Origin of the sequence: Meiothermus sp. QL-1 (assembly GCF_003351145.1) — a bacterium.
Classification (GTDB): domain Bacteria; phylum Deinococcota; class Deinococci; order Deinococcales; family Thermaceae; genus Meiothermus.
The window spans coordinates 403,027-415,582 of sequence record NZ_QQSV01000002.1 but is presented as its reverse complement, the minus strand read 5'-3'; the positions used below and the strand labels follow the sequence as shown (position 1 = coordinate 415,582).

At 67.5% G+C, this 12,556-nt stretch carries 7 protein-coding genes and 1 rRNA gene; 3 read left to right on the top strand and 5 right to left on the bottom strand.

The features are described 5' to 3' along the window. Positions 1 to 125, bottom strand: a 16S ribosomal RNA gene (locus DV704_RS04780); the annotation flags it as partial. A 103-nt stretch (positions 126 to 228) separates the two neighbouring features. After that, the gene (locus DV704_RS04775) at positions 229 to 1,362 is read right to left on the bottom strand and encodes a site-2 protease family protein (RefSeq protein WP_114798410.1); all 1,134 of its coding nucleotides are present in this window, start codon (positions 1,360 to 1,362) and stop codon (positions 229 to 231) included. A gap of 69 nt (positions 1,363 to 1,431) precedes the next feature. Between DV704_RS04775 and DV704_RS04770 the strand changes: the two genes are divergently transcribed. The 3 genes from DV704_RS04770 (at position 1,432) to DV704_RS04760 (ending at position 5,818) form a co-directional block, all read left to right on the top strand. After that, complete coding sequence (locus tag DV704_RS04770; protein WP_114798409.1) at positions 1,432 to 3,159, top strand: tetratricopeptide repeat protein; 1,728 nt, start codon at positions 1,432 to 1,434, stop codon at positions 3,157 to 3,159. A gap of 40 nt (positions 3,160 to 3,199) precedes the next feature. Next, complete coding sequence (locus DV704_RS04765; protein WP_114798408.1) at positions 3,200 to 4,426, top strand: peptidase S8 and S53 subtilisin kexin sedolisin; 1,227 nt, start codon at positions 3,200 to 3,202, stop codon at positions 4,424 to 4,426. 63 nt (positions 4,427 to 4,489) lie between these two features. Next, on the top strand, positions 4,490 to 5,818 hold the full coding sequence (locus tag DV704_RS04760) for a S8 family serine peptidase (RefSeq protein WP_114798407.1): 1,329 nt from the start codon (positions 4,490 to 4,492) through the stop codon (positions 5,816 to 5,818). Here the strand turns inward: DV704_RS04760 and guaD are convergent. The 3 genes from guaD to metH are packed head-to-tail and all read right to left on the bottom strand — an operon-like array spanning position 5,796 to position 12,546. After that, positions 5,796 to 7,088: a guanine deaminase gene (gene guaD / locus DV704_RS04755; protein WP_114798406.1), complete on the bottom strand. Its 1,293-nt coding sequence runs from the start codon at positions 7,086 to 7,088 to the stop codon at positions 5,796 to 5,798. The two genes, DV704_RS04760 and guaD, sit on opposite strands and share 23 nt — an antisense overlap. A gap of 15 nt (positions 7,089 to 7,103) precedes the next feature. Continuing rightward, positions 7,104 to 8,849, bottom strand: coding sequence for an adenine deaminase (ade, locus tag DV704_RS04750; protein WP_114798405.1), 1,746 nt, complete (start codon positions 8,847 to 8,849; stop codon positions 7,104 to 7,106). A gap of 58 nt (positions 8,850 to 8,907) precedes the next feature. Next, entirely contained in the window at positions 8,908 to 12,546 is a 3,639-nt protein-coding gene (gene metH / locus DV704_RS04745) for a methionine synthase (RefSeq protein WP_199489934.1), read from the bottom strand. Positions 12,547 to 12,556 lie beyond the last annotated feature (10 nt).

Here is a 12,556-nt window from a genome sequence, read left to right as displayed (position 1 = left end):
TAGGTCACCTACGTGTTACTCACCCGTCCGCCGCTAACCATGAGTCGCCCCATGGCCCGCTCGACTTGCATGTCTTAGGCATACCGCCAGCGTTCACCCTGAGCCAGGATCAAACTCTCCAGAAAAGCTTCCCGTTTTATGCCCGGGAAAACAGCATGGTTGGCGTGATTTCTGCCGGTCCTTCCCTTTCAAGGTCCCCGGCTGCCTTCCGGCAGCGCAAAAAGAAGCTTAGCGAGTGCTCCTAAAACTGTCAAGCCCCTCCAGGCTAAGCTGAGCCGAGCGGAGCTGAAGCGCCCTCAGAAGATCGGTCTTGCTCAGGATGCCCACCAGGCCACCGGTCTCGTCCACCACCACCAGCCTAGAGAAGCCCTCCTGGGCCATGCGCTGCAAGGCCGCCAGGGCCTCGGCATGGGGCTCAATCTGGGCCGGAGGGCGCATGCGCTCCCTGACCAGGGTCTCCGGCGTGGCTCCCCGTAAGTCCTCCAGGCTGATGAGGCCCAGAAGCCGGCCCTCCTCCACCACCGGGTAGCCCACGTGGCGCTCCTGCATCATCTTTTCCAGCAACCCAGCCACGCTTAGGCTGGGCGGTACGGTGCTCACCTCACGGGTCATCAGGTCGCGTACCTGCAGGCCCTCCAGGGTGCGGCTCACCACAGCCTGCTCCGCTTCGGCGCTGGCGGCCATGAAGACAAAGAAGGCGATCAGGATCATGAACAGGTTGAGCACCAGCAGGCCCAGCAGACCCAGGGCGAAGGCCAGCACCTTGCTCACGTTCACCGCGATGCGGGTGGCCTCGAGGTAGGGGCGGTAAAGAGCTAGGAGGCTGCGTAGAATCCGGCCCCCGTCAAGCGGAAGGGCTGGCAGCAGGTTGAACAGGGCTAGGCTCAGGTTGATGAAACCCAAGTAGCCCAGGAGAAACTGGAGCACAGGCCCCTCCTGAACCAACCCCCGCCACAACCCGAAAAAGCCGGCCAGAAGCACGCTTACGATAGGGCCTGCCACCGCAATGACCGCTTCAGCCCCGCGAGCACGGGGAATTTGCTCGAGCTGGGCCACCCCGCCCAAAAGCCACAGGGTGATCTCGCGGGTCTGCACCCCGTAGGCCCGGGCGGCGAGTGCGTGGCCGAGCTCGTGGACCAGCACGCTGAGGAAAAGGCCCAGCGCAGCCAAAAGACCTAGAAGGTAGGGGGTAGGCCCCTGCAGCAACTCCGGCGACGGGCTAATCTGCAACAGCCGCAGGTAGAGGGGAAGCTGGCTGCCGATGAGGAAGGCCAGCAGGGGCAGCACGATGAGGAAACTCAGATCGAGGGAAACCGGGATGCCCAAAAGGCGGAAGGGGAGGCGAATAGGCCTAGAGAACATCTCCCTCCCATAGTACACTCGGGTCAAGCGCACACGCGGGAGCGGGAGTTGTCTGGTAGTTTTAGAGCGATGCTGCGCACACTGGGGGGGCTCGAGCTCGAGGGACAAAGCTTCAACCGGACCAAGCCGCTTCTGCTGGTGGCCTATCTGGCCATCGAGGGCCCCCAGCCCCGCCGCCGCCTGGCCGAGATGTTCTGGCCCGAGGCCCAAGACCCCCTGAACAGCCTCTCGGTGGCCCTAAGCCAGCTCCGCCCCCTGCGGGCGGTCGAGGGGGAAGAGGTGCTGAGCGCCCGCCTGAGCACCGACTTGGAGGCCCTCCGCCAAGCGCTAAAGCAGGGCCGGCCGGACCAGGTGCGCCGCCTTTACCGAGGGGCCTTCCTGCGGGGGGTGGAAATTCCCCTAGGCGAGGAGCTGGAGGAGTGGGTCTGGTCCACCCGGGAGCGGGTAGCCCTGGAGGTCTACCAAGGCTATAACCGGCAGGCCCGGGCCTTTTTCGCCCTGGGGCTTGCTGAGAAGGGCCGTTCGCTTCTGGAGGAGGTCCAGGGGCTGGATGGGGTGCGCCACGCCTTGGAAACCCACGAGCCCCCTCCGCCTAAGCTCGAGCCCCTGCCTCGTGAGGCGCGCCGGGCCTTCTGGGCCTACTACCTGGCGCCGGGCCGGGCCAGCGAGCTGCTGAGGCTGAGCTCCGAGGCCCTCGAGCGGCTCTACGAGGAGGGTCTGCTGGATGGAAGCGGGCACCCCCTCCATCTGGGGGGGCTCACCCTAACCGAGCCCACCTCGAGCGGGTGGCCCCTCGAAGCCCAGGAGGTAGCCCTCGAGCTGGCCCGGCAGATGCCCCTGCGCGAGGCCCTGCCCTTCTACCGGCTGGGCCGGCCGCTTTGGAACGAGGAGGACCGCCAGCGGGCCTTCCAGGCCCTGCTGGCCGAGGCCCAGCGGCTGCTCTCGGAAAACCCGGCCCAAAGCCTCAGGCTCTTGCAGGGCCTGCCGATGCACCCCCAAGCCCGGCTTTTGCAGGCTCGAGCCCTGGAAAGGCTGGGGCGCTACCAGGAGGCCCTGGAGGTCCTGGAGGAGCTGGAAAGCGGGCCCGAAGTGGCGGCCGTGCGGGGAAGCCTGCTTTTTCGCCTGGGCCAGCCGGGGGCGGCCGAGGAGGCAGAGCTGGCCGCCCAGGGGAGCACCTGGGCCCAAGGGGAGGCCCTCAACCTGCGGGGCCTGCTGGCTTACAACCGGGGCAATTTCGAGGAGGCAGCGGCACTTTTTGCCCGCGCAGCGGTGCGCTTCCTGGCCGCAGGGGAGACCGCGCGGCAGGTAGACGCGCTCAACAACCGGGCCATCGCCCTGTTCGAGCTGGGCAGCCCCGAGGCCGAAACGGTGCTTACTGAGGCCCTGCAGGCCGCAGGTGAGATACCGCTTCTGCGGGCTCGAGTCCTGCTCAACCTGGGGGTGGTGCGGGAAAGGCAGGGGCGGCTCGAGGAGGCCGGGGCCCTGTACCGGGCCTCGCTCCAGGCTGCCCAGACCGCTGGAGTGCTGGAGGCGGCAGGCCGGGCCTGGAACAACCTGGGGGCGCTTTTCCACCGCCAGGGCCGGCGGCAGGAGGCCGAGGCGGCCTACCGGGAGGCCCTGGCCCTGGCCAAGGAGGGGCGGGAGTGGGTGCTCACCGCCGCGGTGCTGGCCAACCTGGCCGAGCTCAGGGGCGATCCGGAGAGCCTGGAAGAGGCCATCGCACTGCTGCACGAGGCCCGCTATACCGTTCTGGCCGAGCGGTACCGGGGACGATTGGAAGCGTTCAGAGCGCGTTAAGGGTGGTTTTGCTAGAGTCCTCGGCGAAAGGATGTGGAGTATGAACCTTGCCTTTCGCTTCGCTGGTTTCTTATTCTTTGGCCTCCTGCTCGCGGCCTGCGGAGGTGGCACACCCCCACCCCCCGGCAGCATCACCCTCACCGTGGAAGACCCGATGGGCAGTTTCAACGCGGCTGCCTACCAGGTGGGTTCGGGAAGCTGGCAGCCCCTTACCCTAACCGGCGCCACCACCAAGACCGGCACCTTCAACTTGAACAACCAAACCAGGTACGGGGTGGCGGTGCGGTGCAGCGGCTTGGTGGTCAAGGTTATCCAGGCTACCGCCAGCGAACTGCCCAACCCAAAGCTGGAGTGCAGCAGCGCGCCGTCTAACGTCCCCTTCACGGTGAGTATAAGTGTGGCCCCGGGCCTGTATGCAGCCGGAGATTTGGTCTGCGTGAACAATACCGGTTGTGTGCCTGCGGGCAGCAGCGTATCCACCACCTTGAACCTCACCTCTGGCCTGCAGGACCTGCTGCTGACCCTGGTCAGCGCTGGTTCTGCTAAGGTGGCCAAGGTGCTCAAAAACGTGAACGTGACCAGCGGAGGCAACACTAGCGCCAGCCTGGCTTCTGCCGACCAGTTGCCTCCCGTCGGCCTGAGCCTGCCCACCCCTCCATCGGGCTACACCATCCAGGGCCCCGGTGCGCTGGTCTTCTACCTGAGCGGGAGCAGCGGTGGGGGTGGAGTCAACGCCTCCCTTACCAGCTACCGGCCCGTGAGTGGGTTTGCGAGCGGCGATCGCTACGCGGCACGGGTCGTCGCCCAGGCGACCAACGCCTCGTTGTCGAGCACTCAGTTCTTCACGAGCCCCCCCAGCCTGGCTCTGCCCACCCCCTGGCCCTCCGGCAGTCTAAGCGTACCGAGCCAGACGGCCCACCCCACGGTGAACGGCCTTTCTCGCAGCGACGCTGACCTGCAGGGTTATCGGATAAACCTTCAAGTGCCAGCGCAGCTTTACTACACGGCGAGCCTGACCAAAGCCTGGCTGGGCAATGCCAGCAGCTACACCCTGCCCGACCTCTCAGCCTCCAGCTTGCTGGGTTACACCGCTCCCACCTCCGGCTCGGGCAGCTTTAAGGTCTCGGCCATCCTGAGCAGCCAGCCGCTTTTCGCTCTCGATAATCCGAGCACCTTCGGCACATTCCAGCCGGGCGATTACATCCAGGAGGCCGACGTGAGTACCAACAGCTACACGGTGGGCGGCGGCAACCTCACACTTCCCTAGCCATGCCGATCCGGGTACTAGATTTAGGCGGAGAAAGCCTTCTGCATGTAGAAGGGGTGGCAAATGAGGAGAATATCATCAAAGCTGTGGTGGCTGGCCTGGGCACTGCTTTGGGTTGTGGGATGCTCGCCTCAGAGCCCCTCAGCCGTACTCTCCCCTTCGCGGGCAGCCATCGGGGAAGAGGTGGAGGCCAGGCTCTCGAGCCTGAACGGCCTGGAGGCCCAGGTCTATGTGGGCAGCCAACCCGCTCAAATCACCTTGCGTGAGGCCGGACGGCTGCGCTTTACCGTGCCAAACGTCGCCGGCGGTCCCCAACCGGTGCGGGTGGTGGCCGGAGGACGGGAGGCGGCCGCTACCTTAGGGGTGCTGGGGCAGGTGGACCGCAACCGGATTCTGCTGCGCCTGCCCCTGGGCCAGACCCCCCGCCTACCAACCGGGCTCACCCTAGTACGCCGGGACGACCTGGCGGCCTGCGGCTTCGCCCTAGCCGAGCTGGGCTACAGCGGTGAAGCCCTGGGCAAGGCCCTGGAAGAACTGGAGGCCCAGGACCCGGCCTACAAGGCCGACCCCGAAAGCCTCTGGAGCTTCGGGGGGATTCCGGGCGGGGAGGTGGTGGGGGCCCCCATGGCCCACAGCCGGGGCCGAAGCGGGCAGGGGGTGCGGGTGGCGGTGCTGGACACCGGGGTGGACGCGGCCATCCCCCAGCTTCCCGGCTACGACTTCGTGGAGGACGACACCATCCCGCAAGACGGCTTCCCCGGGGGACACGGCACCGGGGTGGCCGGATTGGTAAGGGAGGTGGCGCCCCAGGCAGGCATCATCCCCGTGCGGGTCTGCGACGCTGGCGGAACCTGCCGGGCCAGCCGGGTGGTGCGGGGGGTGTGCTGGGTGGTGCAAAACCACCAGGGCCCCACCGTCCTCAACCTGAGCCTGGGGGGGGACACCCCGGTGGAGGCCCTCAGGCTCGCCTTGCAGGCCGCGCTGAGCCAGGGTATTCCGGTGGCCGCTGCCGCAGGCAACCAGGGCAACCAGGGCAGCCCGGCCCACTACCCCGCGGCCTTCGACCTCCCGGGGCTGGTGGCGGTGGGGGCCTTGGAGCAGAACGGGCCCACCTGGCAGCCAGCCCCCTACTCCACCCAGGGGAAATACGTGGACCTGGCCGCACCGGGCACCGGCCTCAATTGTATTCAGCCTGGTGGAACCAGCGGCACCTGCACCGGCACCTCCTTCGCCACCCCGCTGGTGGCCGGGGCCATGGCCCTCTGGCTTGAAGCCCAGCCGACCCTCAACCCGGCGCAGCTCCAGCAGGTTTTAGTCCAGCAGGCCAGGCCCCTCCCCCACCCGGCCCAGGCGGTGGGGGCAGGGATGCTCAGCTTGGAGCAAGCACCCTGACCCCCCCCAGCCAGACCTGGGCCACCTGGGCCTCGCCGTGCAGGGTGAAGAGCGAGCCCAGCAGGTCCTCCGCCGAGTCCGAGTGGCGGAAGCGCACCTCGAGGGCACTCCCGGGCAGGGGCCTGACCCAGATCACATCGGCGGCCTTGCCGGGGGCCAGGCTGCCGGTCTCCTCGGCCAGCCCCAGGGCCTCGGCCCCGGCCAGGGTGGCCAGGTAGAGCAGGTGGGCCGGGGTGAGCAAAACCCCATCGGGCCGCAGGCGCTGGGCCAGGTAGGCCATCAGGGCTTCCTTCAAAAGGCTGAAACCCGTACCCCCGCCCACATCCGAGCCTAGCGCAAAGCGCACCCTAGCCTCCAGGTGCCGCCGCATGGGGAAAAGCCCGCTGCCGATAAAGGCGTTGGAGCTGGGGCAGTGGGCCACCGCCGCCCCAGCCTCGGCCAGGCGCAGGAGCTCGGCCTCGGTGGGGTGGACGTTGTGGGCGAAGACCGAGCGGTCGCCCACCAGGCCAAAGCGGTCGTAGGTGTGGAGGTAGTGCTGGCTCCAGGGGAAAAGCTCCGCCACAGTGCGGATCTCATCGGGGTTCTCGTTTATGTGGGTGGTGAAGTACAGATCGGGGTGCTCGTCCAAAAGCGCTTGGCAGACCTCGAGCAGCCCCTCCGAGGCCGAGAGGGCGAACCGGGGGGTCACCGCATAGCGCAGCCTGCCCCGGCCATGGAAGCGCTGGATGAGCATCTTCTGCTCGGCGTAGCTTCGCTCGGGGGTGGTGTGCAGCTCGGGGCGCAGCAGCCGGTCCGAGCAGACCTGGCCCGCAATCAGGCGCAGCCCCACATCCTCGGCAGCCCCGAACAGGTTGGCGGTGGCCCCCTGGAAATGGGAGCCGAACACCAGCGCGGTGGTGGTGCCGTTCCTCAGCAAAAGCTGCACGAACTCCCGGGCCAGCTCGCGGGCCAGCTTGTTGTCGGCGAGCCGGGCCTCAAAAGGCAGGGTGCGCTTTTCCAGCCAGTCCAGCAGGCTGTGGCCCATGGCCCCGATCACCCGCACCTGGGGGTAGTGGACGTGGGTGTCCACCAGGCCGGGCAGGAGCACCCCCTCGCGGCAGTCCTGCACCACAGCCTGGGGAAAGCGGGCCCTTACCTCGGCAAAAGAGCCCAGAGCGGCAATGCGCCCGCCCTCGAGGGCAATCCCCCCGTCGGAAAAAGCCTCCAGCCCTTTGGCTTCGCGAAAGGGATTTTTGGGGGTGTGGACGACCAGACCGCGCAGGATTACCATGCCGGTCTATTCATATCACTCCACCCAAAGCGGCACCAGGGCCCCCCGACGCACGTCCACCAGTCCATGGTCGGTAAGGCGCAGCTCGGGGATGACGGCCAGGCCCAGGAAAGAGAGAACCATGTAGGGCTCGGGCAGGTGGACCCCCAGGGCCCGGGCAGCGGCTTCCAGGGCCTGGAGCCTGGCCTCCACCACCTCCAGCGGTTCATCGGTGATAAGCCCGGCGATGGGCAGGGCCAGCTCAGCCAGCACCTCTCCTTCGGCCACCGCCACCATCCCCCCGCCCAGGGCCTCCAGCCGCCGGGCCGCCAGGAGGAGGTCCTCGTCTCGAACGCCCACGGCCATCAGGTTGTGGTGATCGTGGCCCACGGTGCAGGCCAAGGCTCCCCTTTGCAGCCCAAAGGCGGTGACCAGCCCCACCCCTACCCGTCCTGCCCGGCCGTGGCGCTCGATGCAGACCAGTTTGGCCAGGTCGCGGGCTGGGTCCGCCACCACCTCACCATCCCGCAAGGTGGGCTCCACCAGCTCCTCGGCGGTGAGCACCTGGTGGGGAATGGCCCGGATGACCCGGACCCGCCCACCCCTGGCCGGAATCCGCAGGGTCTCCAGAGCCAGGGGGGGCAGGCGAACCGTGTGGGAGACCGCCGCGCTGGGCTTGGCCTTGGGAAGCTCCACCAAAATCCGCCCCCCCTCGGCCACCCGCTGGCCCCGCTGGTAGACCGAGGCCGCGCGGAAGGTAGCCAGGTCCTCCAGCACCACCAGGTCGGCCTGGAAACCCGGCGCCACCGCGCCGCGCCGCCTGAGACCGTAGTGCCGGGCCACGTTGTAGCTACCGGCCCGCACCGCATAGACCGGGTCCACCCCCAGGGCGATGGCCTTGCGCACCAGGAAGTCCACGCCCCCCTCCCGGATCAGGTCGGATGGAAGCCGGTCGTCGGTGACCAAGCCGATGCGATCGGCGTGCTCGGGGCGAAAAAGCGGGGCCAGGGCCGCCAGGTTGCGAGTGGTGGAGCCCTCCCGCACCATCAGAAAGCAGCCGGCCTCGAGCTTGGCCCGCCCCTCCTCCAAGGCGGTGCTCTCGTGGTCAGAGGCGATGCCGGTGGCCAGGTAGCCCTGCAGGGCTGGCCCCACCAGGGTGGGGGCGTGCCCCTCGGGCGACTTGCGGAAGCGCTCGGCCAGGCGCACCTTCTCCAGCTCCCCCGCCTCTGCGGCCAGAATGGCGGGGAAGCTCATCAGCTCGGCCACCCCCACCACCCGCGGATGGGCCAGCAGGCGCTCCATCTCGGCCAGGCCCAGCCGGGCCCCGCTGGTCTCGAGGGGGGTGGAGGGCACCGAGGAGGGCACCGTCACGTAGACCTCCAGCGGCAGCCCCTCGCTCGCCTCCATCAGCCACTCGATTCCAGCCACCCCGGCCACGTTGGCGATCTCGTGGGGGTCGGTGACCACTCCCGTCACCCCCCGGGGGACCACCCCCCGGGCGTACTCGGCCGGGGTGACCAGGGAGCTCTCGAGGTGCACGTGCCCGTCGATAAGGCCGGGGGCTACCCAGCGGCCCTCGAGGTCAATCACCTCCTCGGCCTGGGCCTCGGCGTAGGCCTCGCCCACGGCCGCCACCAGCGGCCCGGCCAGCAGGATGTGGGCAGGCTGCACCGTTAGGCTGAAGACGTTGAGCAGCCGCGCGTTCCTGAGCAAAAGGCTGCCCGGGCGGCGGCCCAAGGCCACATCCACCGCGTACTGTAGCTCGGCAAGGGTGGGTCCCATGTTGGGGGCATGGTAAGGGGGAAGGCCCCCAGGCCGCAAGCAGGGGCGGGTCTTGGAGTCAGAGGTTGAAGTACTTGGCCTTGGGGTGGTGCACGATGATGGCGCTGGTGGACTGCTCCGGCACGAGCTGGTACTCCTCGGAGAGCTCGATGCCCACCTCCTGCCACTTCAAGAGCTCCTGCAGGTACTTTTGGTCCTCCAGGCGGGGGCAGGCTGGATAGCCGAAGCTGTAGCGGCTGCCCTGGTAGCCCTGGCGGAAGAGCTCCTCCAGGCTGGTGGCATCGTCCTGGGCGATGCCAAGCTGCTGGCGGATGCGCTTGTGCCAGTACTCGGCCAACGCCTCGGCCATCTCCACCGAGAAGCCGTGCAGGTAGAGGTAGTCCTGGTAAGCATCGGCCTGGAAGAGCCGCTGGGCCACCTCGCTCACCTTCCGCCCCATGGTCACCACCTGGGCGGCCAGCACATCCCGGGCCCCATTCTCCCAGGCCGCCTTGGGGAACCACTCGGCCTCATCGCCGAGGGGCTCGGCGAAGCGGGGGCGGAAGAAGTCGGCGATGCAGAGGTGGCGGGAGCCTGCGCCCATCTGGCGGGGAAAGTTGAAGCGGAATAGCTCTGCCCCAGAGTCGGGATCGAAAACGATCAGGTCGTTCTTGTCCGAGGCCACCGGCCAGTAGCCGTAGACCACCGCGGGCTCGAGCCAGTCCTCGGCCAGAGCCTGCAGCACCATCTCCTCAAACATGGGTTCGGCCAGCCGCTCGAGGTAGGCCTGGTACTCCTCCGGGCTCATCTCCCCCCGGCGAAACCCCCACTGCCCCCGGAAGAGGGCGTTCTTGTTCACATAGCGGGAGATGACCCCAATCTCCAGCTCGCTTTTGTCCACCACCCGCCGGCCCCAGAAGGGAGGCCTGGGGATGCGGGGGGCGGGCGGGGTGTTGGAGGGAATGTAGGCCGAGCCGGCCTTGAGCTTCTCCTGCAAAATCTCGTAGGCGGTTTTGTACTTGTGGCCGCTTACCTCGTAGCTGGTGAGCCGGGGTGGGGCGTGGCCGGTCAGCTCCTCCATGATTTGGAGGCCGTCGAAGGCATCCGAGGCATAGTAGACCGGGCCGGTGGGGTAGGCCCGGCGCAGGTCGTTCTCCACATAGTGGCGGTTCAACGCCGCCCCCCCGAGCACCACAGGGATGCTGTAGCCCCTGGCAGCCATGTACTCCAGGTTCTCCTTCATCACCACGGTGCTCTTGACCAGAAGCCCGCTCATCCCCACCGCATCGGGCTTGTGCTCCTCTACCGCGGCCAGAATCTCCTCGATGGGCTTCTTGATGCCCAGGTTCACCACCCTGTAACCGTTGTTGGAGAGGATGATGTCCACCAGGTTTTTGCCGATATCGTGCACATCGCCCTTGACCGTGGCCAGCACCATGGTGCCCTTGTGCACCCCCTCCAGCCGCTCCATTCTGGGCTCCAGGTAGCGCACCGCGGCCTTCATGGTCTCAGCAGCCTGCAGCACAAAGGGAAGCTGCATCCTGCCCTCGCCGAAGAGGTCGCCCACCACCTTCATCCCCTCCAGCAGAATCTTGTTGATGATATCCACCGGGCTGTAGCGCTGGAGGGCCTCCTCCAAATCGGCCTCGAGGCCCACCTTCCGCCCCTCGATGATGCGCTTTTTGAGCCGCTCCTCCAGCGCAAGCCCGCTCAGAGGGTCGCGGCTCTTGCCTGAAGCAGCCTTGTGGCGGGCAAAGTAGTCCACGTAGGCGAAAAGAGGGTCGTAGACCACCTCCCCCTCGGGGCCGAACTCCCGCCGGTCGTAGATGAGGTCGAGGGCCAGCCGGTAGGCCTCCTCGGGAATCTGGGCGATGGGCAGGATCTTTCCCGCGTTCAGGATGGCCGCGGTGAGCCCGGCCTTCACGCACTCATCCAGAAAGACCGAGTTGAGCACCACCCGGGCCTGGGGGGCAAGCCCAAACGAAACGTTGGAAACCCCCAGGATAAAACCCACCTCGGGCAGAAGAGCCCGCAGCCGGCGGATGCCCTCAATGGTCCACAGGGCCAGTTTGCGGGTCTCCTCGTCGCCTTGGGTGATGGGAAAGGTGAGCAGGTCGAAGAGGATGGAGCTACCCGGAATCCCGTGCACCCGCGTAAGCCGCTCGTACATTCGGAGGGCAATCTCCACCTTGCGCTCGGGGGTCTTGGCCATCCCGGCTTCCTTGTCCTCGTCGATGGTCAGGGCCACCAGAGCAGCGCCGTGGGCCTTGGCCAGGCGGGCGATGCGGTCGAACTTCTCCAGGCCGTCCTCGAGGTTCACCGAGTTCAGAATGGCCCGCCCCCCCAGGTGCTTCAGGGCCTCCTCCATCACCTCGGGCTGGGTGGTGTCCACCATGATGGGGATGGGTACGCTGGTGGCGAAGCGGCGCACCACCTCGCGCATATCCCTGACCTCGTCGCGCCCCGTCCAGGCCACCGAAACATCGAGCACATGGGCCCCTTCGGCCACCTGCTCCTGGGCCAGGGCCTCCATCCCATCGAAGTCCCCGGCGAACAGAAGCTCGCGGAACTTCTTGCTGCCGGTGGCGTTGGTGCGTTCCCCCACAATCAGGATGCCGCTTTCCTGGCGAAGGGGCACGCTTTGGTAGAGGCTCGCCACCTGGGCGAAGGGGTCGGGGCGGTGGGGCGAGGGGGCCTTGGGGGCCAGCCCCCCCACCGCCTCGGCCAGGGCCCGGATGTGCGCCGGCCCGGTGCCGCAGCACCCCCCCACCGCGTTGAGCCCGTACTCCCGCACAAACTTTTCCTGCCAGCGGGCCAGCTCGGCCGGGGTCAGGTCGAAGACCGCCCGCCCCCCCTCGTTCCTGGGCAGGCCAGCGTTGGGCAGGCAAGCGGTGAAGCGGGTGGTGTTTTGGCAGAAGTAGCGGATGTGCGAGTCCATGAGGTCGGGGCCCACCGCGCAGTTGAGGCCCACCACGTCCACCGGCAGGGTCTCCAGCACAGTCAGGGCTGCGGCATCGTCGGTGCCCACCAGCATGGTCCCGGTGGACTCCACCGTGACCTGCACCTGCAAAGGCACCTCCCGCTCCACATCCTGCATGGCCTGGCGCACCGCCAGCACCGCACAGCGCACCTGGAGGATGTCCTGGCAGGTCTCGAGCAAAATCAGGTCCACCCCACCCCGCAGCAGGCCCCTGGCCGCGGTGCGGTAGGACTCAAACATCTCGCTCCAGCCAATCTGCCCCAGCGAGATGAGCTTGGTGCCGGGACCCAGCGCCCCTGCCACGAAGCGAGGCTTCTCGGGCGAGCTGAAACCCTCGGCCACCCGCCGGGCGAGCTGGGCAGCCTCGTAGGCCAAGTCCTCGGCCTCCGCCTCTAGGTTGTACTCCGAGAGCACGTGGGGCAGGCAGCCGAAGGTGTTGGTCTCGATGACATCGGCCCCGGCCTCCAGGTAGCTTCGGTGGATGGCCGCGATAATCTCCGGGCGGGTGCGGTTCAGAATCTCCGGGCACCCCGCGTAAAGCTCCCCCCCGTAGTCGGCCTCGGTCAGGTTGTACTTGAAGATCTCGGTGCCCATGGCCCCGTCGAAGACCAGCACCCGCTCTGAAAGAGCCTTCAGGTAGGGAAAGACCAGGCGCGCTTCGCGGCGGTAGCCCTGGGCATCCAGGGGTTCTAGGCCTTGTTGGGCAAAGAAGTCGCGGGCCATACCTCCAAAAGCCATTGTAGGGGAA

What these genes read in the sequence shown, in the direction of transcription:
- DV704_RS04775 (WP_114798410.1), bottom strand. Translation starts at nt 1,362, where the DNA reads ATGTTCTCTAGGCCTATTCGCCTCCCCTTCCGCCTTTTGGGCATCCCG.
- DV704_RS04770 (WP_114798409.1), top strand. Translation starts at nt 1,432, where the DNA reads ATGCTGCGCACACTGGGGGGGCTCGAGCTCGAGGGACAAAGCTTCAAC.
- DV704_RS04765 (WP_114798408.1), top strand. Translation starts at nt 3,200, where the DNA reads ATGAACCTTGCCTTTCGCTTCGCTGGTTTCTTATTCTTTGGCCTCCTG.
- DV704_RS04760 (WP_114798407.1), top strand. Translation starts at nt 4,490, where the DNA reads ATGAGGAGAATATCATCAAAGCTGTGGTGGCTGGCCTGGGCACTGCTT.
- guaD (WP_114798406.1), bottom strand. Translation starts at nt 7,088, where the DNA reads ATGGTAATCCTGCGCGGTCTGGTCGTCCACACCCCCAAAAATCCCTTT.
- ade (WP_114798405.1), bottom strand. Translation starts at nt 8,849, where the DNA reads ATGGGACCCACCCTTGCCGAGCTACAGTACGCGGTGGATGTGGCCTTG.
- metH (WP_199489934.1), bottom strand. Translation starts at nt 12,546, where the DNA reads ATGGCTTTTGGAGGTATGGCCCGCGACTTCTTTGCCCAACAAGGCCTA.